The sequence below is a fragment of the Streptomyces sp. SAI-135 genome, from assembly GCF_029893805.1.
In the GTDB taxonomy this organism is placed as follows: Bacteria; Actinomycetota; Actinomycetes; order Streptomycetales; family Streptomycetaceae; genus Streptomyces.
The window spans coordinates 114,197-138,723 of sequence record NZ_JARXYP010000001.1; the positions used below are offsets into that span (position 1 = coordinate 114,197).

At 67.2% G+C, this 24,527-nt stretch carries 22 protein-coding genes, 9 pseudogenes and 1 other annotated feature; of the genes and pseudogenes, 16 read left to right on the top strand and 15 right to left on the bottom strand.

The features are described 5' to 3' along the window. Positions 1–301: 301 nt before the first annotated feature. Both M2163_RS00590 and M2163_RS00595 read right to left on the bottom strand, forming a co-directional pair. Positions 302–1,545, bottom strand: a protein-coding gene (locus M2163_RS00590; protein ID WP_280892852.1) for an IS3 family transposase whose coding sequence is annotated in 2 segments (ribosomal slippage) — positions 302–1,263 and positions 1,263–1,545 — 1,245 coding nt in all. Because the reading frame shifts where the segments join, the coding sequence is not laid out codon by codon here. Then, positions 1,136–1,264 (bottom strand) — a sequence feature (AL1L pseudoknot). It overlaps the preceding gene by 129 nt. A gap of 60 nt (positions 1,546–1,605) precedes the next feature. Beyond that, the gene (locus M2163_RS00595) at positions 1,606–1,740 is read right to left on the bottom strand and encodes a hypothetical protein (protein ID WP_280855045.1); all 135 of its coding nucleotides are present in this window, start codon (positions 1,738–1,740) and stop codon (positions 1,606–1,608) included. A gap of 438 nt (positions 1,741–2,178) precedes the next feature. Between M2163_RS00595 and M2163_RS00600 the strand changes: the two genes are divergently transcribed. The 3 genes from M2163_RS00600 (at position 2,179) to M2163_RS00610 (ending at position 5,468) form a co-directional block, all read left to right on the top strand. Then, positions 2,179–2,355 (top strand): hypothetical protein, encoded by a 177-nt coding sequence (locus M2163_RS00600; protein WP_280855043.1) that lies wholly within the window; start codon positions 2,179–2,181, stop codon positions 2,353–2,355. 1,194 nt (positions 2,356–3,549) lie between these two features. Continuing rightward, a complete protein-coding gene (locus M2163_RS00605) occupies positions 3,550–4,362 on the top strand; it encodes an IclR family transcriptional regulator (RefSeq protein ID WP_280892853.1) in 813 nt (270 codons plus the stop codon). A gap of 296 nt (positions 4,363–4,658) precedes the next feature. Then, complete coding sequence (locus M2163_RS00610; RefSeq protein ID WP_280892854.1) at positions 4,659–5,468, top strand: alpha/beta hydrolase; 810 nt, start codon at positions 4,659–4,661, stop codon at positions 5,466–5,468. Positions 5,469–5,964: 496 nt separating this feature from the next. Here the strand turns inward: M2163_RS00610 and M2163_RS00615 are convergent. Beyond that, positions 5,965–6,269, bottom strand: a pseudogene (locus tag M2163_RS00615) (lamin tail domain-containing protein); the annotation flags it as partial. 603 nt (positions 6,270–6,872) lie between these two features. Here M2163_RS00615 and M2163_RS00620 point away from each other — a divergent pair. Next, a complete protein-coding gene (locus tag M2163_RS00620) occupies positions 6,873–7,076 on the top strand; it encodes a cold-shock protein (protein WP_097276311.1) in 204 nt (67 codons plus the stop codon). Between the two features lie 346 nt (positions 7,077–7,422). Continuing rightward, positions 7,423–7,974 (top strand): annotated as a pseudogene (locus M2163_RS00625) (transposase); the annotation flags it as partial. Positions 7,975–8,329: 355 nt separating this feature from the next. Here the strand turns inward: M2163_RS00625 and M2163_RS00630 are convergent. Then, positions 8,330–9,175, bottom strand: coding sequence for an alpha/beta hydrolase (locus tag M2163_RS00630; protein WP_348541019.1), 846 nt, complete (start codon positions 9,173–9,175; stop codon positions 8,330–8,332). 468 nt (positions 9,176–9,643) lie between these two features. Next, positions 9,644–9,781 (bottom strand): annotated as a pseudogene (locus M2163_RS00635) (IS5/IS1182 family transposase); the annotation flags it as partial. Positions 9,782–10,104: 323 nt separating this feature from the next. Here M2163_RS00635 and M2163_RS00640 point away from each other — a divergent pair. After that, positions 10,105–10,413, top strand: a complete 309-nt coding sequence (locus M2163_RS00640) for a hypothetical protein (RefSeq protein WP_280855040.1) — start codon at positions 10,105–10,107, stop codon at positions 10,411–10,413. Between the two features lie 100 nt (positions 10,414–10,513). Here the strand turns inward: M2163_RS00640 and M2163_RS00645 are convergent, their stop codons facing one another. The 3 genes and pseudogenes from M2163_RS00645 to M2163_RS00655 all read right to left on the bottom strand — a co-directional run bounded on the left by M2163_RS00645 (position 10,514) and on the right by M2163_RS00655 (position 12,121). Continuing rightward, positions 10,514–11,257, bottom strand: a complete 744-nt coding sequence (locus tag M2163_RS00645; protein WP_280892855.1) for a DUF4241 domain-containing protein — start codon at positions 11,255–11,257, stop codon at positions 10,514–10,516. A 353-nt stretch (positions 11,258–11,610) separates the two neighbouring features. Next, a pseudogene (locus tag M2163_RS00650) lies at positions 11,611–11,848 on the bottom strand (transposase); the annotation flags it as partial. A 69-nt stretch (positions 11,849–11,917) separates the two neighbouring features. After that, entirely contained in the window at positions 11,918–12,121 is a 204-nt protein-coding gene (locus tag M2163_RS00655) for a hypothetical protein (protein ID WP_280892856.1), read from the bottom strand. A gap of 74 nt (positions 12,122–12,195) precedes the next feature. Between M2163_RS00655 and M2163_RS00660 the strand changes: the two genes are divergently transcribed. Next, positions 12,196–12,414 carry a hypothetical protein gene (locus tag M2163_RS00660; RefSeq protein WP_280892857.1) on the top strand — a complete coding sequence of 73 codons (219 nt, stop codon included), beginning with the start codon at positions 12,196–12,198 and terminating at the stop codon, positions 12,412–12,414. A gap of 30 nt (positions 12,415–12,444) precedes the next feature. Next, positions 12,445–13,262: pseudogene (locus tag M2163_RS00665) on the top strand (IS5 family transposase). Here the strand turns inward: M2163_RS00665 and M2163_RS00670 are convergent. Beyond that, positions 13,216–13,614: a hypothetical protein gene (locus M2163_RS00670; RefSeq protein WP_280892858.1), complete on the bottom strand. Its 399-nt coding sequence runs from the start codon at positions 13,612–13,614 to the stop codon at positions 13,216–13,218. The pseudogene M2163_RS00665 and the gene M2163_RS00670 overlap by 47 nt on opposite strands. Before the next feature lie 371 nt (positions 13,615–13,985). Continuing rightward, entirely contained in the window at positions 13,986–14,261 is a 276-nt protein-coding gene (locus tag M2163_RS00675) for a hypothetical protein (RefSeq protein WP_280892859.1), read from the bottom strand. Positions 14,262–14,418: 157 nt separating this feature from the next. On the opposite strand from M2163_RS00675, the gene M2163_RS00680 reads away from it, so the two are divergent. Then, positions 14,419–14,769, top strand: coding sequence for a hypothetical protein (locus M2163_RS00680; RefSeq protein ID WP_280892860.1), 351 nt, complete (start codon positions 14,419–14,421; stop codon positions 14,767–14,769). A 13-nt stretch (positions 14,770–14,782) separates the two neighbouring features. Here M2163_RS00680 and M2163_RS00685 read toward each other — a convergent pair. Then, a pseudogene (locus tag M2163_RS00685) lies at positions 14,783–14,970 on the bottom strand (IS5/IS1182 family transposase); the annotation flags it as partial. A gap of 58 nt (positions 14,971–15,028) precedes the next feature. On the opposite strand from M2163_RS00685, the pseudogene M2163_RS00690 reads away from it, so the two are divergent. Continuing rightward, positions 15,029–15,247 (top strand): annotated as a pseudogene (locus M2163_RS00690) (IS110 family transposase); the annotation flags it as partial. Here M2163_RS00690 and M2163_RS00695 read toward each other — a convergent pair. Together M2163_RS00695 and M2163_RS00700 are read right to left on the bottom strand one after the other, a co-directional pair. Then, a pseudogene (locus tag M2163_RS00695) lies at positions 15,247–15,845 on the bottom strand (IS5 family transposase); the annotation flags it as partial. The pseudogenes M2163_RS00690 and M2163_RS00695 overlap by 1 nt on opposite strands. A 144-nt stretch (positions 15,846–15,989) precedes the next feature. Next, positions 15,990–16,496: a nuclear transport factor 2 family protein gene (locus M2163_RS00700; protein ID WP_280892861.1), complete on the bottom strand. Its 507-nt coding sequence runs from the start codon at positions 16,494–16,496 to the stop codon at positions 15,990–15,992. A gap of 168 nt (positions 16,497–16,664) precedes the next feature. On the opposite strand from M2163_RS00700, the gene M2163_RS00705 reads away from it, so the two are divergent. Further along, positions 16,665–17,978 carry an MFS transporter gene (locus M2163_RS00705; protein WP_280855034.1) on the top strand — a complete coding sequence of 438 codons (1,314 nt, stop codon included), beginning with the start codon at positions 16,665–16,667 and terminating at the stop codon, positions 17,976–17,978. A gap of 4 nt (positions 17,979–17,982) precedes the next feature. Here M2163_RS00705 and M2163_RS00710 read toward each other — a convergent pair whose 3' ends face one another. Then, positions 17,983–18,453: a MarR family transcriptional regulator gene (locus tag M2163_RS00710; RefSeq protein WP_280855033.1), complete on the bottom strand. Its 471-nt coding sequence runs from the start codon at positions 18,451–18,453 to the stop codon at positions 17,983–17,985. Between the two features lie 40 nt (positions 18,454–18,493). On the opposite strand from M2163_RS00710, the gene M2163_RS00715 reads away from it, so the two are divergent. From M2163_RS00715 to M2163_RS00735, 5 genes are all read left to right on the top strand, one after another. After that, positions 18,494–19,510 carry an Ldh family oxidoreductase gene (locus tag M2163_RS00715; RefSeq protein ID WP_280892862.1) on the top strand — a complete coding sequence of 339 codons (1,017 nt, stop codon included), beginning with the start codon at positions 18,494–18,496 and terminating at the stop codon, positions 19,508–19,510. 51 nt (positions 19,511–19,561) lie between these two features. After that, entirely contained in the window at positions 19,562–20,587 is a 1,026-nt protein-coding gene (locus tag M2163_RS00720) for an LLM class flavin-dependent oxidoreductase (protein WP_280855031.1), read from the top strand. A 2-nt stretch (positions 20,588–20,589) separates the two neighbouring features. Next, the gene (locus tag M2163_RS00725) at positions 20,590–22,200 is read left to right on the top strand and encodes an AMP-binding protein (RefSeq protein ID WP_280892863.1); all 1,611 of its coding nucleotides are present in this window, start codon (positions 20,590–20,592) and stop codon (positions 22,198–22,200) included. A gap of 23 nt (positions 22,201–22,223) precedes the next feature. Then, positions 22,224–23,186, top strand: a complete 963-nt coding sequence (locus tag M2163_RS00730; RefSeq protein WP_280892864.1) for a pyruvate carboxyltransferase — start codon at positions 22,224–22,226, stop codon at positions 23,184–23,186. Positions 23,187–23,302: 116 nt separating this feature from the next. After that, positions 23,303–23,776, top strand: coding sequence for a type II 3-dehydroquinate dehydratase (locus M2163_RS00735; protein WP_280855028.1), 474 nt, complete (start codon positions 23,303–23,305; stop codon positions 23,774–23,776). Positions 23,777–24,004: 228 nt separating this feature from the next. Here M2163_RS00735 and M2163_RS00740 read toward each other — a convergent pair. Next, a pseudogene (locus M2163_RS00740) lies at positions 24,005–24,376 on the bottom strand (helix-turn-helix domain-containing protein); the annotation flags it as partial. Positions 24,377–24,527 lie beyond the last annotated feature (151 nt).

Genomic DNA, 24,527 nt, shown 5'->3' on the forward strand with positions numbered 1-24,527 from the left:
CGTAGACAAGCCTGCACTCACTGTCAGCGACCTTGGCGTTTGGCCAGCAAGGAGTTGGCGATGTCCCGCGGGGCAGGCTGTACTCGGTGACGATCATGTCGGCGAGATCGAAAGATGTTGACGCCGATGCCCCGGGTTTCGTCTCGCCTGAATGGGTGCTGACTTACCCCCTGTCCCTGTGCCCAACACGCAGCCCGCCCAGGCGGCCGCCTGTCCGTGAAACCGGCGGCCGCCTGTCAGGCCGGCCCCGGTGGCGGGGCATGACCTGCATCACTGAACCGCTCCGGGATCGATGGAGGCTCTATGCGTTGACTCCAGCTGCCGGTTGGGGCTGGTGTTGAGCGTAGTAGTTGGTCTCGTGTTCGTGCGGCGGGACGTCGCCGATCCCGGTGTGGAGACGCTGGTTGTTGAACCAGTCGACCCATTCGGCGGTGGCGAGTTCGACGTCGGCGAGGCCGCGCCAGGGCCTGCGGGGCTTGATCAGTTCCGTTTTGTAGAGGCCGATCTGGGACTCCATGAGCGCATTGTCCAGGGCGTCGCCGACGGTGCCGATCGAGGCGTCGATGCTGGCCTCGAGGAGGTGCGCAGTGAATGCGAACGATGTGTATTGGCTACCCGCATCCGAATGGTGAACCAGTCTCTCTCCAGCGGGAGTTCCCGCGCGGTCGCGGCGCCACAAGGCCATGTCGAGGGCGTCGAGGACGAGCTTGGCCCGCTTGCTGGTGGCGGCGGACCAGCCGACGATCGCCCGGGAGTACACGTCCACGACGAAGGCGACGTAGACGAGCCCGGACCAGGTGGGGACATAGGTGAAGTCGGCGACCCACCGCTCGTTCGGTCGGGACGCGGTGAAGTCGCGCCTGAGCAGGTCAGCGGCCCGCTCGTGGCCGTCGTGTCGGAGAGTGGTGCGGATCTTCCTCCCTCGTCGGGCGCCCTCCAGGCCCAGGTCGCGCATCAGCCGGGCGACGGTGCAGCGGGCCGCCGGTATTCCTTCGCGGTGCAGCTGCCGCCAGACCTTCCGCACTCCGTAGACGCTGAAGTTGTCCGTGTGGACGCGGCTGATCTGCGTCTTCAGCTCGGCGTCGCGGACCGATCGGACGCTGGGTGTGCGGTTCTTGGCGGCGTAGTAGGTGCTCGTCGCGATCTTCAGTCCGTGACTGGTCAGGACTCGGCAGATCGGCTCGACTCCGAACACCTCGCGGTGTGCGTCGATGAACGCTACGAGCGCTTCGACGGCCGGTCGAGCTCGGCCGCGAAGAAAGCCGAAGCCGCTTTGAGGATCTCGTTCGCCCGCCGCAGTTCGGCGTTCTCGGCCCGCAGCCGTTTGATCTCCGCGGCCTCCTCGGACGTTGTGCCGGGCCGCTGGCCGGCGTCCACCTCGGCCTTGCGGACCCAGGTCCGCACCGTCTCTGCCGCACCGATGCCCAGCTTCGCCGCGACCGCCTTCATCGCCGCCCACTCGGTCGGGTAGTTCGGTCGGATCTCAGCAACCATGCGCACCGCTCGTTCGCGAAGCTCAGCGGGGTAGGGGGACGGACGTGCCATGACTCGATCCTCTCAGGGAATCGAGCCTCCACCAGACCCGGAGCGGTTCATCACTGCGAATCAGATCACCTCAGCCAGTTCCGTGAGTACCTCCTGTCCGCCTCGGGGCGTCGTGTCCTGCCGTCGAGTCCGGACCAGGAGCAACGAGACCAGGGCGCTGACGGCGAGGAAGGCGGCAGCAACGATGAACGCCATGTCGTATCCGTGGACCAGCCCCGCCTAGTGGGCGGCGGCGCAGGTGCCGTGGTCGGCGATGTAGTTGGCGGTCGCGGTGGCGGCGATGGTGTTAAGCAGGGCTACACCGAAGGAGTTGCACAGACCTTTTGGGTGCTGCCGTCGCGATCTCGCCCGAGATCTTCTCGCGGATCTTCGACGCATCGATCGCCACGTCCGTGACAACGAGGCCCAGATGTGTGACGCCCTGGCCGGCGCCCGCACCGCGCTGACCGCAGTGCCCGGACTGGCACCGTGATCGCCGCCAACCTGCTCGGGCACGTGGGCGACGTCGCCCGCTTCCTACCGAACACCACTTCGCCAGCCATACCGGTACTGCACACTGGACGCCTCCAGCGGAAGAACACCCGCCACCCCCTCAACACCCGAGGAAATTGAGCCCTCAACTCGGTTCTGCACATGGTTGCCGTCTGCCAGATCCGCGACGGTGGCCGCGGACAGGAGTACTACCTGCGCAAGATCGCCGAGCGCAAGACACCGGCGGAGGCACGGCGGGCCCTCAAGCGGCGTCTCTCGAACGTGGTCTATCGCACCCTCAAACGCGAGTACCACAAGGCTCTCATTACAGCCGCTTGACACACAGCGGCACTCATCAGCGTCTCCAACGACGCCTCCCAAGCCCGTGACACCACCCCAAAAGTCATCCGTTCGACAGGGGGGAACAGTCATGCCGGGCCCGAAGGCCAGCGGCCCTCTTGCACGACCGCGAAAAACATGACTGTGAGAGTTCTTCTCCGGACCGGGATGCGTTGCTGCCAGGCTAGACGTTCGTGATCCGGCATGACAGGGCAGATAACTGGCGTCCCGTCAGGGACTGCCGCTCCCGAGACGTTGTCCGGACGCGGGCGTCGGCACGGCCCACCCGTTGGCTTGATCAGCAGCCTGTCCGCCTTCCGGCGTGACTCATCGCAGTTCCGCCACGTGGTGACTCCACCCAGGCCGACGCCGTCACGGTCGTCCGCCCGGAGGAGAACAACCGCATGACCATGCTCACAGAATCGACGGCGTCATCGGCGTCGACACCCACCGCGAAACCCTCGCCGCAGCCGCCGTCAGCTCCATCGGCGCCGTCCTGGCCAGCACTGATTCCCCGGCCAACGCCCGCAGTTACCGGCGGTTGCTGGACTTCGCCCGCGGGGGCGGCCTGGACCCGGGTATGCAGCAGCGTCCAGGCCCGGGCCGGCGGCTTGGGGCCGCTGACGATGTCCGGCCAGCCGACCGCGAGTTCGCCGAGCAGGCTGCAGACCAGGCGGTGGACCTGAACGTGCGACAGGGCGGGCGAGGCCGTAGTCGAGGTAGCTGTCACGATTCAGAGCTCAAAACGCCTCGAAGGCGGGCGGCAGGGCCGACGCCAGGCTGCCTGGCTCGCGCGGCGCATCACGGCCGGTGCGAGGACACGGGATTCGAGCCCGTCCGTGCCCGGCCGTTCGGCCCAAGCACGGCCCCGAAAGGCGCGATGGAGGCCGTGCCACGCACCGGGCGCAGCCCCGCCGCTTCGGCCCGATCACGTCCCGCGACCTCAACACCTTCATCAACTCGGTCCCGGCACTGACTCCCTCCGTGCGGGCGTGATCTCAGCAACCGCGTCGCGTGCGATCGGCCGACGATCACGGGTCCCCTGCGGGCGCTGGAGCGGGACGGGCACGTCGATGTTCGAGCAGTTCCACGCCTGGCGGAAGGTGACCAGCGTCATCTCGCCGTTCGTCGGTGCCCGCTATCCTCGACGACACAAGGTGCTGAACATGCAACCACCGGAGAAAGGCCCTAATCATGCCCGAGGATGGGCACATTCGCGCCCTCTGGATCCTCGAGACGCTCGCCGGCCTGCAGCAGCCAGCCGCCCTGAAGACGATCGCCGAGCGCGCAGGCCTGCCCCAGACCAAGGCTTACCGGGTGCTGCGAGACTTGCAGGAACACGGTTACGTCGACCACATCGGGCGCCGCGGCTACCGGGTGGGCGGTCGCGCGCTCGCCCTCGCCTCACTTGTGGGGCCACGTCCCGCACTCCTGCACCGCGTGCGCCCCGTACTCATGCGACTCTCCGCCGACGTGGGCGCGACCACAAGCCTGCTACTCCGCAGCGGAGCCCACCGTGTCATCGTGCTCCGTGCCGACCCCCCTGGCACAGCCGTCCATCCGATCGCGCACATCGGCGAACGCTCGCCATTGACCTCGGGGTGCGCGGGAGCAGTAATCCTCGCGTTCCTCCCCGCCCAACAGGTCGACGAAGTCCTCCTCGCACCGGAGAGCCACCCCGTGCGTACCGATCTACCCGAGCAGCTCGCCGAGATTCGCCGCCAGCGCTACGCCATCTCGCAGTCCGCCAACCACCCGGCGCTCAACGGCATCGCGGCCCCGGTACTCGACCCCGATTCAGGCCATGCCCTAGGGTCGCTTGCCATCGCCGGTCATCCCTCCCGGATGGCCGAGCCGGTCCTGCACCGCTTCGCGACGCCGCTGCTCGCCGCCTGCGCCGAACTTGGCCCCCGCCTCGCCACCGTGCTCGGACCGAGCTCCTCAGTAAGGCTCGAATCGCTCGATGTGACCATCCAGGACGTGCTTGACACCCACAGCGTCGAATAGCGGCCCGATGTCACCCGTACGCGGCGAACCGGCATCACGAATCCGCGTTCCGGCGCAGACGATGTAGCGGAAGCGCAGGCAGGTCATCGCCTCGGAGCTCAGATATTCCCGTCTTCGGCCGTGTTTGAGGCCATAGTTCGTTAGTTGCATATTCTGCGTCCTGCGTGGCGTCAGGGGCGGCCACCACCCCACGATTAGCCTTACGGCGTCAACGTAAGAAGTTGCCCTCCGTGACTCCACTTCCTCGCTGCGACTGCAACGAGCTGAACGATTAAGTAGTAGGAAGAATCCAGACGATGAAGAAGATTTTCCCCGCGGTTACTCTGGGACTGGCCAGCATCGCGGCGACGGCTATTCTGGCGTCACCGGCAACGGCCGAAGTTACGACCGACGGCAATGCCTCGCCTGTACAGGTCGAGCGCAAGACGCCCGACGTCCGCAATGTTATCTTGGTGCACGGCGCGCTTGCCGATGGATCGGGCTGGCAGAGTGTTTATGACCGCTTGGTGTCGAAGGGCTACAACGTCAGTATCGTCCAGGAACCCGAGACCAGCCTGGCGGACGACGTCGCGGCGACACGCCGCGCTATCGCAATGCAGGACGGGCCCGTCGTGCTGGTCGGCCACAGCTACGGCGGAGAGGTCATCACCCAGGCCGGCGACGACCCCAAGGTGAAGGCGCTGGTCTATGTAGCAGCTGCCGTACCCGACATTGGCGAGAGCCTCAATAATCTGTTTGAGCGCATCCCCTCTCCCACCCATGACATCAAGCCCACCGATGACGGGTATCTCATGCTCGATCCGCAGAAATTCCATGCTGATTTCGCAGCTGATCTCCCCGCACGTCAGGCCGATTTCATGGCAAAATCGCAAGTTCTGGTCGCTGCAGAGGTTTTTGACACACCGGTGACGACGGCCGCGTGGAAGACCAAGCCTAGCTACGGAATTGTCGCCGGAAAGGATTTGATCGCCAGCCCGGATCTTGAGCGCTGGATGTACACACGGGCGCATGCGAAGATCACCGAGGTCCCCGAGTCCAGCCACGCTGTCTACATCTCGCATCCGGACAAGGTTGCCTCTGTCATCGAAGAAGCAGCTGGCCGCTAAAATTACCCGGACGTGTGGCTTTCCCCCACGAGCGAGGCGTTCCCGCAATGAAGGCCGAGGCTGGGCGGTCATCCTGCCGCGCGGTGTGCCGTGCCGAGTTGGACCGGCAGCATGCGGCGTTCGTTGCACGCCGAGCCGCTATGCCCGAGGAAGTCGTTCCCCGAGCAAGTCCGTCAAGTCCCGGCCGAAATAGGGATCACCCACGCTACGGGCTGGCAGGTGCGCGACGCCGGGTCCACCATCCTGCAGGCCGCCCGCGACTGGGCTTGTCCCGCAGGGCTGTTGCAAGGTCGCATTTCAGGCGTGCATGTGCAGGCCACGGGGGATACCGAAGAGGTCGAACGGGACGGTGTGCGGCGCGAGGGCGAGCCGTCGGCGCGCGTCGGCAATCGAACTACCGGCCTTGCGCGCCGACGGCCCCGGCCGGGCGGACCGGCAGGGGCCACACCCCATCGTCCCGCGGCATCACCTCGTGCCGCGGGTGCAAGAAGGCGGGTCAGTGGTGGCGGCCACTGCCGTGGTGGTGGCGGTGTCCGCCCCAGGAGGCGTCGTCGATGAAGCGGCCGTGGTCGTTGCGCAGGGGGCGTTGTCGGAGTAGTTGTCCCACACCTAGTGGCGGCGGTCCATGTACAGGTCGCTGTCGCTGTCGCGGCCCTCACCGGTGTGGATACGGACCGTGGCCCGGCCCTCCAGGCGGTAACCGTCGAAGGTGTAGGTGTGGCCGTCCTCATCCTGCAGAGTCCAGCCGTCGAGGTTGACCGTGCAGCGGCTGGTGTTGGTGAGCTCCACCCACTCCTTGTGTGCCCCGGTGCCAATCTTGTCCACCCGCCTGTCACCCGAGCGGCCCGAGCAAGCGAGACCGCCCCTATCGAGGAAGTTGGTGGCGGACCCGGCCTCGTAGGCCGCGGGGGCCGTTCGCGTCCCGGGCGACCAGGTTCAGGGGCTTACCCGGCGCCCAGCTCGATCCGCGCCCGGGGCCCTCCGCGACCGCGGTGAAGCGGTGAGCGGCGCCAGACACCGGCGCCTTTCTGGTCTCCACCAAGTGCGCCAGGATCTGCGGTCGGTGAGCCCGCCCCGGCGCGTTCACCGGCCCGCCGCGGCAGTCAGAGCGGCCGGGGGGCAGGTCAGAGGTGGTCGCCGAGCAGGACGCGGCGCACGTGGTGAAGGTGCTCGCGCATGGCGTCGCGAGCCGCCTGGGGGTCCCGGTCTGGACTGGGCTCGCTACACGCAGCAGAAGGCGTCGATGGCGAGGGATGCACTCGCGTGAGGCAGGCGGGCTTGGCGTGTGGTGTCGGCCGGATAAGGCGAATGATCGGGGGTACAACAGCTGAGGCTCGTGCGGTTGCAGGGCCGGAGCATGCCCGGTTCGACGGCTGCTCCAGGTATGAACGAAGGATCGACGGTATGGCCAGCGGCACCGTGAAGTGGTTCAACTCCGAGAAGGGCTTCGGGTTCATCGAGCAAGACGGCGGGGGCCCGGACGTCTTCGCGCACTACTCCGAGATCGCGGGCAACGGGTACCGCGAGCTGACCGAGGGCGAGCACGTGACCTTCGACATCGGCCAGGGCCAGAAGGGGCCGCAGGCGCAGAACATCGTCCGCGGCTGAGCGAGCCACCAAGCGCATGGCGGAGGCGGCTGACCGGTTCGGCAGCCGCCTCACTCATGCAGCGCCGTAAGACGTGAAGACGTCCATTCCCAGCACGTTGCACTTCGCGGATGCCGTCCCTTGGGGGTCCTGATGGCAGCGTTGGCGGATGGCGGTGCACGGTCTGGGAGCGTACAGACCCGGCCGTGCCGCGCATACGCAAGCCTGTACGCGCGCACGCGCGGTTGAAGCTGTGGGGATTTCACGCGCTGGCCGGTGCCGCCGTGGGGCGCAGTACACAAGGCCCGCGAAGAAGTCCACACGACATCTCTCCGTCTGCCTACTACACCCGAGAAAGACGAAGAGGCTGAACCGCCTACGCGGTGTCCTGCGGGCCGAGTACGCTCACCAGCCCGCAGCGGTCGAAGACGCCTTCGGCAAGCAACTCCTCGCTCTGCTGCAACAGTTCGAGGCAGCCTGCCAGGCCAGTGAAGATCTCACCGAGGCAGTCGATGCCCGCTTTCGCGATCATCCCGATGCCGGGATACTCCTGAGCTTCCCGGGCCTTGGTGTCCAGCTCGCATCACGTGTCCTCGCCGAGACCAGCGACGACCGCAACCGCTTCGCCGACGCCCGCGGGCTGAAGGCGTACGCCGGATCTGCACCGATCACCCGCGCTTCTGGCAAGAAGCACTACGTCGGGCGCCGCATGGTCAAGAACAACCGGCTCCACCACGTCGGCTATCTCTGGGCCTTCTCCTCCCTGCGCTCATCACCTGGAGCGCAGGCCCACTACCGCCACCGGCGCGACGTCGGCGACTGGCACGCACAAGCACAGCGGCACCTGTTCAACCGTCTCTTCGATGAAGAACATGCCTTCAAGCAGCCCGCGACCTCACTAGTGGCAGCTGCTGCTTGACGTCTTCAAGTCCCGAGATGTCTATCGGGACACGCCCACCGGGCCGGCGGCAGCAAGCCCCGCACGAGACCATGACCGACAGATCGGAGCTCAGGACACCTTGGTCAGTCGCAGACCGGGTCAGGCCACGGTCCCGCGCGGAACACGCTCATCCTCACGCAGACCAGCATTAACACGTCCTCGAGCCAGGGTTGTTCAGCTCGGTGAAAACCTGCAGCCAGTACTTCGCTCCCTGCCCGCGCTCGCCATACAGAGCTGCCTCACGCCGGAAGGCTTCCGACGGCAGCTATGCGAGATGAGGAAGCACGTACGGGTGGATGTCCTCGATCACAGCGACAGCGGTTGAGAGCACGCTTCAGTGCGTCCCACGAGCGGCGTCTTCGATTACCTTGACGACCGCGTCGGGGTGGCTGACGTAGACGGCGTGCGAGGAGTTGACCTCCTCAATGTGGGAGTTGGCCCGCTTCGCAAAGAACTCCTGCATCTCCGGCGCGTTGGCCTGGTCATTCTTGGTGATCAGGTTCCAAGACGGGATGGTCCGCCACGCCGCCGCAGTGGTCTTGAAGCCCACCGCGGCCTTCGCGACTGGCCGCTGCGTGGCGGCCATCGCCGCGGCGGTTGCCCGATCGACATCAGCGGCGAAGGTCGCCCGGAACCCATCCTGCGCCAGATACAGGTCGTCGCCGGCAGTCCCGTCCGCGGCCACCGTCGGAACCTCAACCAGGGACTGCGGCGGCGCCGGGTGCTCGATGGGGACATCGGACGGCCCGAAGGGGGTCTCCCCCACGTCCGGAACCAGTGCCGCGAGGTACACGAGCGCCTTGACGTTGGGATCGCCGGCCGCTGCATTGGTGATGACTGCGCCGCCGTACGAGTGGCCCACGAGCACGATGGGACCGTGGATGCTGCGCAGTACGTCCTTGGCTGCGGCGGTGTCCGTGGGCAGACCCCGCAGCGGGTTCGACACCGTTCGCACCGGGTAACCGTCCTGGGTCAGCCGAGCAATCACCGTCTTGAAGCCGGAAGAGTCGGCGAAAGCACCGTGCACCAGCACCACCGTCGGCTTGGCCTCCTGTGTGGCCGTGGCCGGGGACGCGGTGGCTGGCACCGCCATTGCGGCACCGACCGCAACGAGGGCGGCCGCGCTGGTGGCCACCAGCGTCTTACGAACAGGGATTCGACGAGCCATGGAGAATTTCACCCCTAGATGAAACGAACGTTCTGTCTTTCACAGCATGACAATTCCATCGAACATTCGCAAGACAGAACGTTCTACTTCAGCGTGAGGATCATCTCACCTCTGGCCAGGTCTCGGACCTGAATGACGCCGTGAGCCGGACACAGAGAGGGCGCCGATCCGGCCACCAGCTCGAACATGCCGAGGCCACGAACGTCGCGGACGGAAAACGGACCCCGGAAGCCCGGCTTTCGCGGCTCAGTGGAACTGGACGTCGACTTTCGGCGCGTACGGCTCACCACGCCGGTGCTCCCACCCTTCCAGCCGGACATGCCGCGCTTGTGGAGATGGCCCGGGCGGAACTCCGCGCCGGCACCCTGCCGGACTATCCCCATTCGCCCCTGCCCTACCTCATGACCTGGTCCAAGGGCTCATCCAGAAGCAGTTGGCCGGCTACGTCGAAGCCGATCGGCCGCGAACTGCCTGGAGTGGGAAGCAACCGAGTCTGCGCCAACGGGTGTTGCGTGCGCGCCGGTGTTCGTAGAGCAGCCAGGCAACTTGCTCGACGAGCTCGTGCGGGACGTCGAGCATGGCAGGAAACGGAAACACCAGGGCCCCTGTGTCGTCCATTTATGCGGCGAACGCACCAAGTTGACGCCGTGCCAGATCCTCAACCGATGTGCGCCTTGGTCGGACGCCTCCCACCGCCACAGACGCCACCCCACCCCGTGCCGGGTCGTCACCCGAAAGTGCGTAACAGGCCCCGGCCTCTCCCCCGGTGCCGGTGCCTGCGAGCGGCTGGTCACGCACGGCCGGCGTGCTGCTGTGTTGGTCGGAGAAGACGATGAGCCGCCGATGACGCCGTCGGCGTGACATCCCGCCACAGCCGCAACCACACACGGCCGTCCGGGGCTCTCCCCCTGCACATCCACCCACTGCTGGAGGAGACCCACGTGAGCATCGCCTTTAACCACCACACGCCGCAGACCTTCATCGACCCCTACGTCGGCGACCCGGCGGAAGGCGCCTGGCCCCCGGCCGCCAGGCAGGACACCGACTTCCTGCTGCCGCCGCCCAACCCCGCCGAGCGCCTCAACATCCTCATCACCCCCCGCGACCAGCGCCGCCTGGCCCTGCACGCCGCACTGACCACCGCCGGCATCCCCCCGCGGCCCGAGGACCGCGACGCCATCGACCAGCTCAGCGCCCTGCCCGCCAGCATCAACACCACCCTGCAGCGCTGGCTGCACCACACCTCGTGAAGCAGAGAGAAACGAGTAATCGTCAAGACCGGTGAATGGGTGCCCGCCTGCACTGACCCACCGCGCCCGGTGGGCTACGACGGCGTCCAGCAGGCCTTGCTCACACGGCTGTGACCAGCCGGTTATGGAAGGCATCCGCTCCAGTTGTGACGATCGAGGCGATGCTCCCGGTCTCCGTGCGCCCCAGCCACACAACGCTCCCCCCGTCGGCCGGGAACGTCACGAGGTCGGCTCCGAGAGCCTCGTCGCTCACCCGCTCGAACGACTCGCCCAGAGTCTCGGTGGCCAGGGATGCATCCTGCTTGCCCGCGTCGACGTCGAGCCAGACCTGGCGGAATGGTTCGGTCAGCGATGGCCAGGCGGTGGCGTCGGCGAAACTCCCCATGTTTTCCTCGGAGTCGAAGGCCGGCCGCTTACCGTGGACGATTCGCTCGATGCTCTCACCGACACCGAGGGCCGCCTCCCAGCAGGCCACTGGGGCATCGCTGACAAGCAGGCGGATGGCGACCGCCTCGCGGCCGTCGAACTGCTCGCCGTTGTACTCGAACGGTGCTTCCGTCCAGGATGCCTGCACCCGGTGAACGCCCGGAGGGATCCGGTCCTTCAGTTCCCGGCCGGCCGGGGTGGGCAACTCCCAGTCGGAATCATCCGGCCAGGGTGAGGCGACGACGAGCCGGCCGCTCGGCACCCGGATCGGGCTTACCTCCGTCACCTCGACGACGTACACGGGTCTCGCCGGATCCTCGGCATGCGTGCCCACCTGCGCCCCCAGTGTGAACACCGCCTCCAAGTACCGGCTCTCTTCCGGACCTGCCGCCACACGTTCATCTGCTGTATATCCCATGGCCGAACCGTAGAGGGCCCCACTGACAGAGCCCGGCGTCCCGGCACCTCCCATCCCGCTCTCGGTACACAAGTAGCCGGCGGGACCATGCAGTGGCGGTGCCCCGCGCGATGGGTGGGGCTGGCCTCAGTATGGACGGGCTGGCTGTCACACGGCGATGAACAGTTGTGGTGGGGCGACCACAGCCTCCCACGCGGACTTCGGGCGGCGTCCGGGAGCCGTTCCTGCGCGATCTCCTCGGAGAGATCCACGCGTGCCCTCTCCAACATTGCGGCTGTTGCGCACTCAGAGGTCGTTTTCTCCCGTCGTTTCGTCCTGGTATGCGGATTTGACCCGGTGATGCCGAGTCCCGCGGTGTTCTCTCCGGTGAGGCGGCGGGCCATGAGGTCGGTCATGGCGAGGTGGATCATGGCTTCGGAGCGGGCAGGGAGGGTCTCGTAGTCGCGGGCCAGGCGGCGGTGGAGCATCAGCCAGCCATAGGTCCGCTCGACCGTCCACCGCTTCGGGATCGGGGCGAATCCCCTGGCCCCAGGCGTGCGTGCGTTGGACGATTTGGAGGTCGATGCCGAGGGTGGCGGCGTGCTCGACAAGGAGGCGAAGGCGAGGCGATGGCGGCAGGTATGGCCCGAGCGGCTGTGCTGGAATGGCCTTCCACGAGCGTCACGAGCTGTTCCGGTGGCTGACCTCAGCTGCGTAGGCGGCCCAGTCTCCGGCGGCGGCCCGCTGCCACTTGACGGCGGCGGTTATGTCGATGCCGAGGGTGCGTGCGAGGACTGCTGCGGGCAGCTCGGTGGCGAGCTGGAAGAGCGCGGTCCAGCGGGCTTCCGCGAGACGGATACCGAGCTTGCGGAGCCATTCGCCCATGGCCCAGGCGCTGATCGGACGGCCGGGTGGCCTCCGGGGAACAGCCAGGGGGAGTCTGTCCAGGCAAGGCCGGCATGGCTGCGGCGGACCGCGACTTGTCGGAGGGCGAGTTCAGCGACGGGTGCCGGAAGTTCGACCGGGACGGCGCCGAGGTGGATGCGGACGGCTCCGGCCGTCACCTCGATGTGGCCGACGGTGAGCCGCGAGATCGCGGCGAGCCACTGGGCATAGAGGAGCAACAGCAGGCCAGCGAGGCGGTCTTCGGGCTTAAGGGGTCGTTTCCCTTGGCGTGATCTATCGTTGAGCTGAGCATGACGGATCTGATGGAGCGGTTGGTGCAGTACGAGTTGTGGACGATGTTCCGTCGGGTGGTTCCGCCGACGGAGGTCATACGTCCGCAGGGCGGCGGCCGTCGGCGGGCGGGTGACCGCGAATGCCTGGCGGCGATCATCTTCGTAGCCACCTCGGGGTGTACCTGGCGGCAGTTGCCCCCCGTGTTCGGCCCGGCCTAGCCGACGGTCTACCGGCGTTTCGCCCGGTGGAGCCGGGACCGGGTGTGGGCCAGGCTCCACCGCACCCTCCTGGACGAGCTCGGCGCCCGCGGCGAGCTGGACTGGTCTCGGTGCACAATCGACTCAGTCAGCCTCAGGGCTACAAAAGGGGGCCATTGACCGGACCGAATCCGACCGACCGTGGCAAGAGCGGATCGAAAATCCACCTGATCACGGACCGGAAGGGTCTGCCGCTGTCGCTGGGCATCTCCGGTGCCAACATGCACGACAGCCTCGGCCTGAAGCCACTGGTGCGCGGGATCCCGCCGATCCGCTCGCGGCGCGGCCCGCGTCGCCGGCGCCCGGCCAAGCTCCACGCCGACAAAGGCTACGACTACAACCACCTGCGCCCATGGCTGCGCAAGCGGGGCATCCGCCATCGCATCGCCCGCAGAGGCATCGAGTCCTCGCAGAGGCTGGGCCGCCACCGCTGGGTCGTGGAGAGAACGGTGTCCTGGCTGGCCGGATGCCGACGCCTGCACCGCCGCTATGAACGCAAAGCCGAGCACTTCCTCGCCGTCGTCGGCATCGCCGCAGCGCTCATCAGTTACCGCCGCCTTGCGCAGTGTCGCGTCGCAGCAGGCCGGTGAGCCGGCCCATCCAACTCCTGCGCGGCTTGTTATCTCTTTCGATCAGAAATCGCGCTGATTGCAGCGGGTCACGCGGGGGCTGACCTGCCTGGTGGCGGAGCCAGTAGCGGGCCACTCTCTGCTCCAGGTCGCCCAGGTCCACGATGTTGGTCCTGGCCAGAACGATCGATCCTTCTGGGCCCTCGGGAGCAGTCAGCGCCAACACGCCACCGTCTGGTGAGTACGCCGCTGTGTACTCACCTTCATCTACGTCTATCGCCTCGATCCAGTTCGTAGCGTGGACGAAGGACTCGAAGACGAGGAGGTCCTCGTCGCGGTCGAAGACGAGCACGGTGTCAGGAGGGAGTTCCATAGAGATCACTGTCGCAGTCCCATTCCTCGTGCTGCGACCAAAATAACGATGTCCAAGGTCCTCCTCGCGTCGGCCTGCGCGATGAGCGTAGTGAAAACCCGCTCCCAGGTGCCGTCCACGGCCCACATCCGCGCCGGTTGTAGACACCTCGCCAGTTGCCGTACTTCTCGGAAAGGTGAACCCATTGCGATCCGGTCTGGAACTTCCACGCAATCGCGTCGATCAACTCACGGTGATCCCGCCACCGACCACCCCGCCTGGGCATCCGATCCGGGAGCAACGGCTCCATCCGCGCCCACTTCGCGTCAGTCAACGGCACACCCAGACCAACGATCCGGCGATCGGAAGGGAGCGGTTATGGGCTGGCCACGTCACCAGCCGGGCCAGCCCGACTTCCACCAGTCGACCACGCGGACGGCCATTGTGTCCGGCCGTATGCCCAGAGGGTCGACACCGAAGTGGGCTTCCAGCTCGTGACGCAGGAACTCCCCGATTTCGGTCCGGCCGGCACCGGCACGGAGCCGTTGGAGCAGGGGAGCAAGCATGCAGTCGTACTCGTCCTGCACATCGTCAGCGACGCCGATGGGATCCCATTCATTAAGCAGACGCCGCAGATCATCCTCGGTGGATGTATTCCAGGGTCTCATCGCCACAGACTGCCACCCACGAACGACCGGTTCAGCACCCGACCCCCTGATCCGCACGGACCCCCTAGACTAGGAGCTCTCTTACGGATCACTTGGTGGCAGTTCGACTGCGGGGCCTGCTGGCGCCGACGGGACCGCTGCCTGCGACGATGCACTTGTGAGTTATGACCTTGCGGTGTGGGACGGCGACCGTCCACTCGACGACGGCCAAGCGGGCTTGACCTACGACGAGCTCTACGAGCGCTACCTGGAGTCGGACGATGTCGTCGTGCCTCCGGCGCCGCGCATCGTGGCGTATGTGGAAGCGCTCGTCGCGCGATATCCGGACGACGTCGACCGCAGTGTCGTATGGGCGTCCCCGCCGGTCATCGAGGAGGCATCGGGCCCGATCGTGTACCTGCTCATGGCCCATGGCAAGGCGGAGGAAGTGTCTGAGTACGCCGCTACGCTGGCTCGCGAGCACGGACTCGTCTGCTTCGATCCGCAAGGAGAAAGCCTCCGGCTGTGATCTGCTTGTTCGTTCAGCGGGCGGACCAGAGGAAGATGCCCGCGATGAGAAGCCCGGCGTGGTAGACCGTGGCGGTCTTCTCGTAGCGGGTCGCGATGCCGCGCCACTGGGCTTCAGTCGGTTGATACATCGCTCGACCGTATTGCGTTGCTTGTACGCCTCACGGTCGAAGGCGGGTGGCCGACCGCCGAGGCCGCCTCGACGCAGGCGGTGGCCCTGCTAATCCGCCGGAACCGGAATCACCGCCTGGATGCCGCGCTACGTGTGGACCTTCGTCTCCCTCACCAGATCACCCGGCGCCAGAGCCCACTACGACCGTCGCAGAGAAGCTGGCGACCGTCACGTTGCCGCACAACGCAATCTGTTCAACCGCTTCATGGGCATGCTCTTCCACTGTCTCCAACACGGACAGCTCTACGACGAGACGAAAGCCTTCCCAACCCAACCTCTGGAAGGTCCGTCCACCATCGCAGCTTGACGCTTATCAGCGTGGGATGTCTTGTCGGCCAGGACCACATCCGGCCTGGTGCGAGGTCGTCCGCGCCGGCGTGGGACCCGCAGGCGGTCCATCACGTCCGCGAACGCGGGTGCGTCACCGGCCTGTCCGGCGGTGAGCACGAAGGCCATCGGCCGACAGCTGCCGTCGGCGGCGAGGTGAATCGTTGTGGTCAGCCCGCCGCGGGAGCGGCCGATGGCATGGTCGCCGGGCTCCCCGGCCGGGGCCCCCTTTTGCGAGCCCCGGCCGCGTGCTGGTGAGCGCGCACCATCGTGGAGTCAACCGCGACGACCCAGTTCAAGTCGCCGTCGGCATCGGCCTGGGCGAGCAGCGCGGTGAAGACACGCTCCCAGGTGCCGTCAATGGCCCAGTTCCTCAACCGCGTATAGACGCCCGTCCACGAGCCAAACTCGGCGGGGAGGTGCACCCACTGAGACCCAGTCTGGAACCTCCAGGCGATCGCATCGATCACCTGCCGATGGTCATGCCACCGCCCGCCCCGCCTCGGCGTCCGATCAGGCAACAACGGCTCTATCCGCGCCCACTGCGCGTCAGTCAACGGCACGGCCAGACCAACGATCCGATGATCGGAAAGAAACGCCCTCGCTGGTCAGCCATGGGCTGCAGCTGTGCCAGAGTTGCAGGCCCCGTTGCGCGGCACCGTGGAGAGCGGGGGCGGCATGGTCAGGTCGCTCCCCGCGACCGAAGGACGCCACGCCGTCTCCTAAGGATCGACCCCGTCCGGGTCCGTGCCGCCCACACCTGGGAAATCGATCGCCGTCGTCGGTGACTCGTACTGCAGGAAGGGCACATGACGGCGCTCGGCGATCCGCCAGCCGGAGGGATCTCGGACGAGCCTGTCCGTCACCGCGACCCAGCGGATGAGGACCGACGGCTCGTTCTTGAGGGCCATCGTCGCGCAGAGGTGCATGTCCGCCGTCGCGATGTCACCGTCCAGCGTGATCCGCAGGCTGCTGATGCTGTGGTCGATGAATCCGAACGGCTCGAGTGAGGACACGAACGTGTCCGCGAACTCGTTCCCCGTGAAGCGGCGCAGGCCTCCGAAGTAGGACAGGTCGGCGTCGGGGGTGAAGCAACTGCGCATGAGTGCCTCGTCGCGGCGGTCCATCGCGTAGGTGTACCGCTCGATGACGGCCCGGACGGAGATCTGGTCCGCGGCATCACCGTCCTGCGCCGGATGCGTCGACGTCGACGGAGTTGTGTCTGTCATCGATGAGTCCTCCCTTCCCTTGCGGTGGCGGGTGAGCGTCCCAGGACAGTATCTCAGCTACCGAATGAATTGTAAGCATGCTTGTATTCCGGTTTCGACTCGGTTAACGTCTCGGCCACCGTGCAGCTGCGCACACCACTGCTTCATCGCCTCGAAGGAGAGGTCGCTATGACGGCACTGCCCGAAGCAGAACCCTCAAGTGCAAGCACTCTGCGACGCACCACGCTGGCCGCCGCGATCGGCAACACCGTCGAGAACTACGACTACGCGGTATACGGTTTCGTGGCCGCGGTGCTGGCGAAAAATTTCTTCCCCGACGCGACTCCCGGGGTGGCGTTGCTGTCGACGTTCGCGGTGTTCGGTGCCGCCTTCGTCGTCCGGCCGCTCGGAGGGCTGCTCCTCGGCCCGGTGGCCGACCGCCTCGGCCGCAGGCCCACTCTGGTACTGACGCTGATCGGCATGGCGGTGGTGAGCACGCTCATCGGACTGCTGCCCACCACGGAGACCATCGGGATTGCCGCTCCGATCCTGCTGGTCGTCCTGCGCATGTTGCAGGGGCTCGCGGCGGGCGGAGAATACGGAACAGCGATCATCTACGCTGCCGAGTTCGCGCCCGCGCACCGCAAGGGCGAGATGGCCAGCCGTGTCCAGATGGGCAGCCTCGCCGGTCTGCTCATCGGCGCTTTCGTCGTAGTGGGCCTGAACCTGTCCCTGAGCGCCACAGCCATGCAGTCCTGGGGCTGGCGGGTGCCGTTCCTGCTGGCGCTCCCACTGGGGGTGATCGGCCTCTACCTGCGCAGCCGGCTGGGCGAGACCCCTGAGTTCGTCGCGGTCCGCGGCCGCATGCAGGAGCAGCCGCCGGTCGACCGGAGAGTGCGGCGTGCCCTCCTGCTGATCGGGGTGGCGGCCACTCACGCCGTCGGCTTCTACCTGGCGTTCACCTACGTGCAGAACCTGATCATCCAGCTCCACTTCTCCGCAGTGACGGCGACGGCCGTGGTCGGGTGCGCCCTGGCCGTAGGCATCGGGCTCGTCCTCGCGGGCGGGCGACTGTCGGACCGGATCGGGCGCCGCCGGGCCCTGCTCATCGCGACCGCGGTGATCCTGGTCGTCTCGTATCCGCTGATGGCGGCGCTGACGGCCGCGTCGAACCCCTGGCTGCTCGCTCTCTGCGCGGTGCTCTTGGCCGCCGGCCCGTCGTTCTACTCGGGCATCGCCCCCATCACCTACATAGAACTGTTCCCGGTGCACTCGCGCGGCACGGGCGTGGCGCTGGGGTTCAATGTGGCCGTCGCGATCTTCGGTGGATCCGTCATCTACGCGACCCAGTGGCTCGTCCAGGCCACGGGGGACAATCGCGCCGGCGCGTTCGTCCTCATCGGCTCGGCAGTGCTGAGCGGACTGACTGCCCTCGGCCTGAACGGTGTGCTGGTGCCCAGCGCACCGCAGCGTTCCACGGCGGTCACACCCGAGCCGGTCTGAGTGGTCAGCTCCGGCGTGCTGCCCGGCGCGCATCCTTGATCTCGGCCTCGACCGCGACGGCGCATCGCCGGAGGGTGGCGACGAGTTCGGGGAACTGGCCGGGCTCCAGCTCCGCCCCCAGCGTAGATTCGATCTTGTCGACCTCGGCCGCCATCTCAGCGAGGCTGGCACGGCCCGCGGGGGTCAGGGCCAGCGAGATGGCCCGCTCACTCTCCGGGTGTGGGCTGCGCTCCACCCACTCCCTGCGTTCGAGCTCGGCGACGATCCTGGTCATCGTCTGCGACTTCACAAAGCAGCGCCGGGAGAGCTGAGCCAGCGACACATGGGGTTGCCGCTCAAGGATCTTGAGGGCTGCGTAGCCGGACAGCGTCATCCTCCACGGCTTGAGCCTCAAGGCCCCGATGTTCGCCACGGCACGCTCAAGGCGGGTGACCGCGTCGGTCAGGTAGTCCGGCTGGTCCGTAGTCGTGTCCACGCTACAAGTTTAGACAGCATCCTTACATGGAGGTTCTGCCATGCCCGACCCGACCACCGCCTCCGTACCGACGGCCAGTCTGCCGCTGGACGAGGCCCGCCACATCGTGACCGAGGCGATGGTCGCCGTGGGTTACACGCCGGAGGATGCCGCGGTCATCGCGGACCACCTGATGGACTGCGAGCTGCGGGGACTGTCCTATGCCGGACTGGCCCGCGCGGTTTCGATCGTCGAGCGGATCCGCGCGACCGAGCCGCCGCAGCCGATACAGGTCGTCCAGGAGTCCCCGGTGTCGGCGGCCCTGGACGGCGGGGACCAGGTCGGATACCTCGTCGCCGCCCGCGCGACGGAGATCGGAGTGGAGAAGGCCCGTGCCCACGGCATGGCCATGGTCGGAGCCCGTCAGACCTGGTACACGGGAATGTTCTCGTACTACCTGGAGCGCATCGTCGACGCCGGGTTCGTCGGCATGATCGCGGGCAGCGCACCTGCCCTCGTCGCTCCGTACGGGGGCACCGAGTCCCGGTTCGGGACCAACCCCATCGCGTTCGGCTTCCCCACTGCCGACGGCCCGCTGATCTGGGACATCGGCACCTCGTCCATCACCCACGCGGAGGTGACTCTCGCGGCCCGGCTCGATGAGGCCCTGCCCGCGGGCAAGGCCTTCGATCCCGCGGGCCGGCCGACCACCGACGCAGCGGCAGCCCTGCAGGGTGCATTCACCGTCTGGGGCGGGCACAAGGGTTCCGGGCTCGCCCTCGTCGTCCACCTTCTCGGCATGCTCGCCGGCGCCTCGGCGGCTCCCGTCGGCGTCTCCGACTGCGGCTTCCTGGCCGTCGTTCTCGACCCGTCGAAGCTTGGTGACGCGGCCGACTTCCGCGCCCGCGCGGCCGAATTCGCCACGTCCGTCCGCAACACCCGCCCCGTCGACGGCGGTTCGGCGGTCCGGGTCCCCTTCGATCGCTCGGCCGCCCTGAGAGCGGAGACCCTGCGTCGCGGAACGATCGAGGTCACGGTTCCCGTGCTGGAGGCCCTCCGGCAGATCACGACCAAGTAATAGCCAGCATGCTTATATAGTGTGAGCATCCTAATATGAGGAGAGTGAGTCGTGGTCGACTTCTTCACGGGACTCCAACCGCTCGCGCCGGGCGAGACCGACCCCGCCCAGCTCGCCGAGCGGGTGCGTGAGCTCGACGCGTCGGAGGCGATCGATCGAGTGCTCGTGGGCTACTCATCGATCTGGCCCCACAACCATGCGATGGCGCCATACATGCTGGCGATGACCGAGAAGTTCTCGCCGATCGTGGCTCACCGCCCCGGCGTCATGGCCCCGACGGCGGCGGCCCGGTACTTCGCCACCCTGGACGTCCTGGCACAGGGGCGACTGGCGATCAACGTGGTGGTGGGAGGAGCGGACAAGGATCTGCACCGCGAGGGCGATCACACCCCGAAGTCGGAACGGTACGAGCGGGCGATCGAATACCTCGACCTGGTTCGCCGCACCTGGACCGAGCCGTCGTCGTTCGACCATCAGGGCCGCTTCTACGCCGCGGAAAACGTCAAGCTCCTCACCCGCCCGGCCCAGGGGCAGGTCCCGATCTTCATGGGCGGGGAGAGCGACGCCGCAGTGGACTTCGGCGCCCGGCATGCCGACCTCTACATGCTGTGGGGAGAGCCGTTCTCAGGAACACGGGAGCGCATCGCCCGGGTTCGCGCCGCCGCCGAAGGCTACGCGCGCCAGATCGAGTTCTCGCTGAGCCTGCGGCTGTTTCTCGGCAGGACCGAGGACGAAGCGTGGGCCAAGGCACGCTCGGTCGAGCGGCAGATCGCCGAGGCCCAGGGCAGCCACGCCTTCCTGCGCTCGTCGGCGACCGACAACTCCGTCGGCCGGCAGCGGGCACTGGCACTGACCGACGAAGAACTCCACGACACCTGTTTCTGGACCGGCCTGACCAAATTGCTGGGCGGTTTCGCCAACTCCCAGGCTCTCGTCGGGACCGAGGAGCAGATCCTGGACACCCTCGGCACCTACCACGACCTGGGCGTCGGCACATTCCTGGTCACCACCGGCGCCGAGGCCGGCTGGGACCCCGCCCTGGAAGCCTTCCTCCTGCGCGCCAAGAAGGAGCTCTGACCATGCTCGACCTCCCATCACTGGGAGGCGGCACCGTCGGCGGGCTACTCGCCGACCGCGCCCGCCGCACCCCCGACAAACCAGCCCTGCTCTTTGAGGACGAGCAACTCACCTATGCCGAACTGGACGCCGCGGCCTCGGCCGTGGCGCGAGGGCTGCTCGGCCTCGGAGCCGCTCCCGGCTCATCGGTCGGAGTGTTCCTGCCCAATCGGACCGAAGCCCTCGTCGCCTTCTTCGGCATCGCCCGTGCCGGCCTCGTCGAGGTACCCGTGAACACCGCCTACAAGGGCACCTTCCTCGAACACGCCCTTGGATTCACGGACGTGCAGGTCCTCCTCACCGAGCCCGGGCTGCTCGACCTCGTCGCCACCCTGCCGGAACGCCCCCACGCACTGCGCACGATCGTGCTGCTGACCGACGCCGCCCCGGCCAACGTGCCGCTGCCCGGTATCGAGATCCTCACCTGGCACGACATGATCGGCCGGGGCGACGCATCCACGGCGTTTCCCGAGGTCGCCTTGGACGACCCGATGGCGATCATGCTGACCTCCGGGACCACCGGACGCAGCAAGGGCGCCGTCTATCCGGCGCTGATGCCGGTGGTCGCCGCGCACGAGTTCGCCGTGGCCATGGGAACCACCTCCGACGAACGGCTCTACACATGCCTGCCGTTGTTCCACGGGGCCGCGAAATTCAACCTCTCCCTGCACGCCGTCGCCGCCGGCGCCACCATCGTGCTCGGCCGACGGTTCAGCGCGAGCCGGTTCTGGGACGACATTCGCCGCCACGAGGTCACACAGTTCAACGCCCTCGGATCCGTCCTGCCCATGCTGCTCGCCCAGCCCCCGTCGGGCCGCGACCGCGACCATCCCGCCCGCAAAGTCTTCGCCGCGCCGGCTCCACCCCCGGTCCTGGCCGCGGTCGAGGAACGCTTCGGAGTGCATGTCGTCGAGGGCTACGGCCTCACCGAGATCAAGACGATCACCTGGAATCCCCTACGGCAACGCAAAATCGGCTCCATCGGCGTCCCCTCGGCCACGACCCTCCTTGAGGTCCACGACGACCTCGGCTTCCCCCTGCCGCCCCGGCAGGTCGGGGAGATCGTGTACCGGCCCCGCGTTCCGCACATCATGTTCTCCGGCTACCACCATCAGCCCGACGCCACCCTGGAGACCTCCCGCGATCTGTGGTGGCACACCGGAGACCTCGGCTACACCGACGAGGACGGCTACTTCTACTTCGTCGACCGCAAGAAGGATGCTTTGCGGCGCCGCGGCGAGAACGTGTCCTCCCAGGAGGTCGAGGCCGTCCTGCTCACTCATCCCGCCGTGTCCGCGGCCGCCGCAATCGGCGTGGCCTCCGACCTCGGCGAGCAGGAGGTCATGGCCGTCGTCCAGGTCGCCGACAACACCGAACTCGACCTGAAGGACCTCTTCACGCACTGCGACCGGTCCATGCCGCACTTCATGGTGCCCCGCTACTACCGCCTCGTCGACGCCATGCCCGCCACCCCCACCGGCAAGATCCGCAAGGCGGCACTGAGGGAGACCGGGCTCACCGACGACGACTGGGACGCCGAAGCCGCCGGCCTGACCCCCACCCGCCACCACTGACCCCAGCCGAAGGACACACGTCGATGACACCACCTCCTCCCCCATCACCCGGCACCACGCCCCGGCCCATCGTCCGGCTGCGCGAGATCACACCCAGGCTCACCTTCCAGGCACACCAGGCACCGACCAGCCTGAAGATCGAACTCGTGCAACGCCTCGTCAGCGCCGGGATCCAGGACTTCGAACTGTCCTCGTTCGTGCGCCCCGACCTCGTTCCCGGGCTCGCCGACGCCGCCGACGTTTTCGCCGCCATGCGCGCGATACCCGACCTGACACTCGGCTGCTGCATCGGCAACGAACGAGGTCTGCGCGCCGCCGCCGCCGCGGGCGCCGACTCCGCCGCCTTCCTGCTCTCGGCGGACGAGGACTTCGCCCGCGCCAACATCGGGCGCAGCACCGCCGACTCCCTCGCCGAACTCGAACGCCTCGCCTCCCTGGCCGCGGACCTCGGCATCACCTTGAGCACCTACGTCATCTTCGCGTGGGGCGGCCCCACCGGTCCCGCCCGCGGCCCGGCCGAACTGGAGCCACTGGCCCGCCGGCTCGTCGATATCGGCGTGGTCAAGTGGATCCTGGCCGACTCCTTCGGCTACGCCGCCCCGCCCCAGATCCGCGAGATGCTCGAAACCGCATCTCAGTACGTGCCGCTCCGGTCGGTGACCGTCCAGGTCCACGACAGCCGAGGCCTCGGCATTGCGAACGTCCTGGAACTCGCCGCCCTCGGTGCAGGCACGATCGACGTCTCCCTCGCCGGCAGCGGCGGCCATCCCGCGATGCCGGGCCAGCGCGGTGGCGGGGTCTGCACCGAGGACGCCGTCCAGGCCCTCGAACTGGCCGGCTACGACACCGACACCGACCTCTCCGCCCTCGTCGACACGGCCAACTGGCTTGAGAAAGCCGGAGTTCCCGGCCTGGGCTTCGTCCGACACGTCGGCCCCGTGCCCACCACGGCACAGACGCCGGCGGCACTGGCCTTCTCCTGGTGAGCATCGATGACGCCCCACCCGTGGAACGCACAACACGAAAGCGAGCCGACAAAGTGACGACAAGTACGTCTGCCATCGCAGGACTGCGAACAAACGACCAGCGCTACTCAATCGCCGTGATTGACGGCCCGAACGTCTCCAATCTCGCACGGCGAAACAAGCGGATGTACGGCCCCAACGCATCCGCCGAGGGCCTCAAGGAGTTCGTCATGGACTGGGGCGCCCGGCTCGGCGTCGTAGTGGAACGCTTCCTGTCGAACCACGAGGGCGACATCCTCGAGTACATCCACGAATCGAGCGACCGGGTGGACGGATACATCGTCAATCCCGCCGGGCTGACCACCACCAGCCACTCGGTCCCCTTCGCTCTCTACGACACCGGCAAACCGGTGGTCGAGGTGCACTTCGCCAACATCAAGGCATCGGCGACGACCGCACGGGGCCCGGTCATCGGCCCCGGCGAGTCCACCTTCACACCGCTGGTCTCCGGCCAGTTCATGGGAATGCGCGAGTACAGCTACGCGGGCGCACTGCTGTCCCTGGTCCTCGCGTTGGACGACACGACCTTCTTCGGCGCCAAGCCCGAGTAGGCGGACCGGCACAACGTCCCGGCACAACACGCGCATCGGCCTGACCGCGTCCTCGCCGCACACAAACCACGGACCGCGCACCCGGCTGCGTTCGGGTGCAGACGGAGACATCGCGTCGGTGCAGCAGCTCTTCTGATGCACCGAAAGCCTGCAGACCGAACGCAGTCGGGCCGCTACCGAGTGGCGGTCGAGAGGACAGGCGGTCCCCCGGCGGAGGCCCCAGTCCCTATGGATGGCCGGCTCGGGGTCGGCGTCGAGGGCATCGAGCGCTGCTTCGCCATTTGTCCGGGCCCACTCCGTCCCCATGTGGACCGGATCGATCAACACCGCCCCGAGCAGCGAGAGTTCGTACTCGACGCGGGGCGGCACTTCGGCGCAGGCGTGGCAGTTGATGAGGTCCGTGCACCTCAAGGCGTCGGAGCATCTGGATGAGCACCTTGCGGGAGATGCCGCCGATCAACTCGATCAGCTTGCCATGGCACACCGGGCCCTGGCTGAGGCCGTAGAGCACGACCGCCTTCACCTGTCGACGATGAGCTCGACCGTCAGACGCGCCGGACTGCCGGCGAAAAAGGAGTCACCTGCACGGAAACAGCTCATGGCACTCAAAGGTACCTATTGGGTCCTGTCGGATACCTGGCCCGGGTTTTCTTCCCCTTCAACACCAGGACACTCATGGGGAGTCATCACACGCTCGGCGATCCCAAGGCACTCACCAGCGTGGACGCGCCCGACCCCTGGCCCCTCCCGA

Coding starts and splice junctions, on each gene's coding strand:
- M2163_RS00595 (WP_280855045.1), bottom strand. CDS start 1,740: ATGGCGTTCATCGTTGCTGCCGCCTTCCTCGCCGTCAGCGCCCTGGTC.
- M2163_RS00600 (WP_280855043.1), top strand. CDS start 2,179: ATGGTTGCCGTCTGCCAGATCCGCGACGGTGGCCGCGGACAGGAGTAC.
- M2163_RS00605 (WP_280892853.1), top strand. CDS start 3,550: ATGCCCGAGGATGGGCACATTCGCGCCCTCTGGATCCTCGAGACGCTC.
- M2163_RS00610 (WP_280892854.1), top strand. CDS start 4,659: ATGAAGAAGATTTTCCCCGCGGTTACTCTGGGACTGGCCAGCATCGCG.
- M2163_RS00620 (WP_097276311.1), top strand. CDS start 6,873: ATGGCCAGCGGCACCGTGAAGTGGTTCAACTCCGAGAAGGGCTTCGGG.
- M2163_RS00645 (WP_280892855.1), bottom strand. CDS start 11,257: ATGGGATATACAGCAGATGAACGTGTGGCGGCAGGTCCGGAAGAGAGC.
- M2163_RS00655 (WP_280892856.1), bottom strand. CDS start 12,121: ATGGGCGAATGGCTCCGCAAGCTCGGTATCCGTCTCGCGGAAGCCCGC.
- M2163_RS00660 (WP_280892857.1), top strand. CDS start 12,196: ATGGCTGCGGCGGACCGCGACTTGTCGGAGGGCGAGTTCAGCGACGGG.
- M2163_RS00670 (WP_280892858.1), bottom strand. CDS start 13,614: ATGGAACTCCCTCCTGACACCGTGCTCGTCTTCGACCGCGACGAGGAC.
- M2163_RS00675 (WP_280892859.1), bottom strand. CDS start 14,261: ATGAGACCCTGGAATACATCCACCGAGGATGATCTGCGGCGTCTGCTT.
- M2163_RS00700 (WP_280892861.1), bottom strand. CDS start 16,496: ATGACAGACACAACTCCGTCGACGTCGACGCATCCGGCGCAGGACGGT.
- M2163_RS00705 (WP_280855034.1), top strand. CDS start 16,665: ATGACGGCACTGCCCGAAGCAGAACCCTCAAGTGCAAGCACTCTGCGA.
- M2163_RS00715 (WP_280892862.1), top strand. CDS start 18,494: ATGCCCGACCCGACCACCGCCTCCGTACCGACGGCCAGTCTGCCGCTG.
- M2163_RS00725 (WP_280892863.1), top strand. CDS start 20,590: ATGCTCGACCTCCCATCACTGGGAGGCGGCACCGTCGGCGGGCTACTC.
- M2163_RS00730 (WP_280892864.1), top strand. CDS start 22,224: ATGACACCACCTCCTCCCCCATCACCCGGCACCACGCCCCGGCCCATC.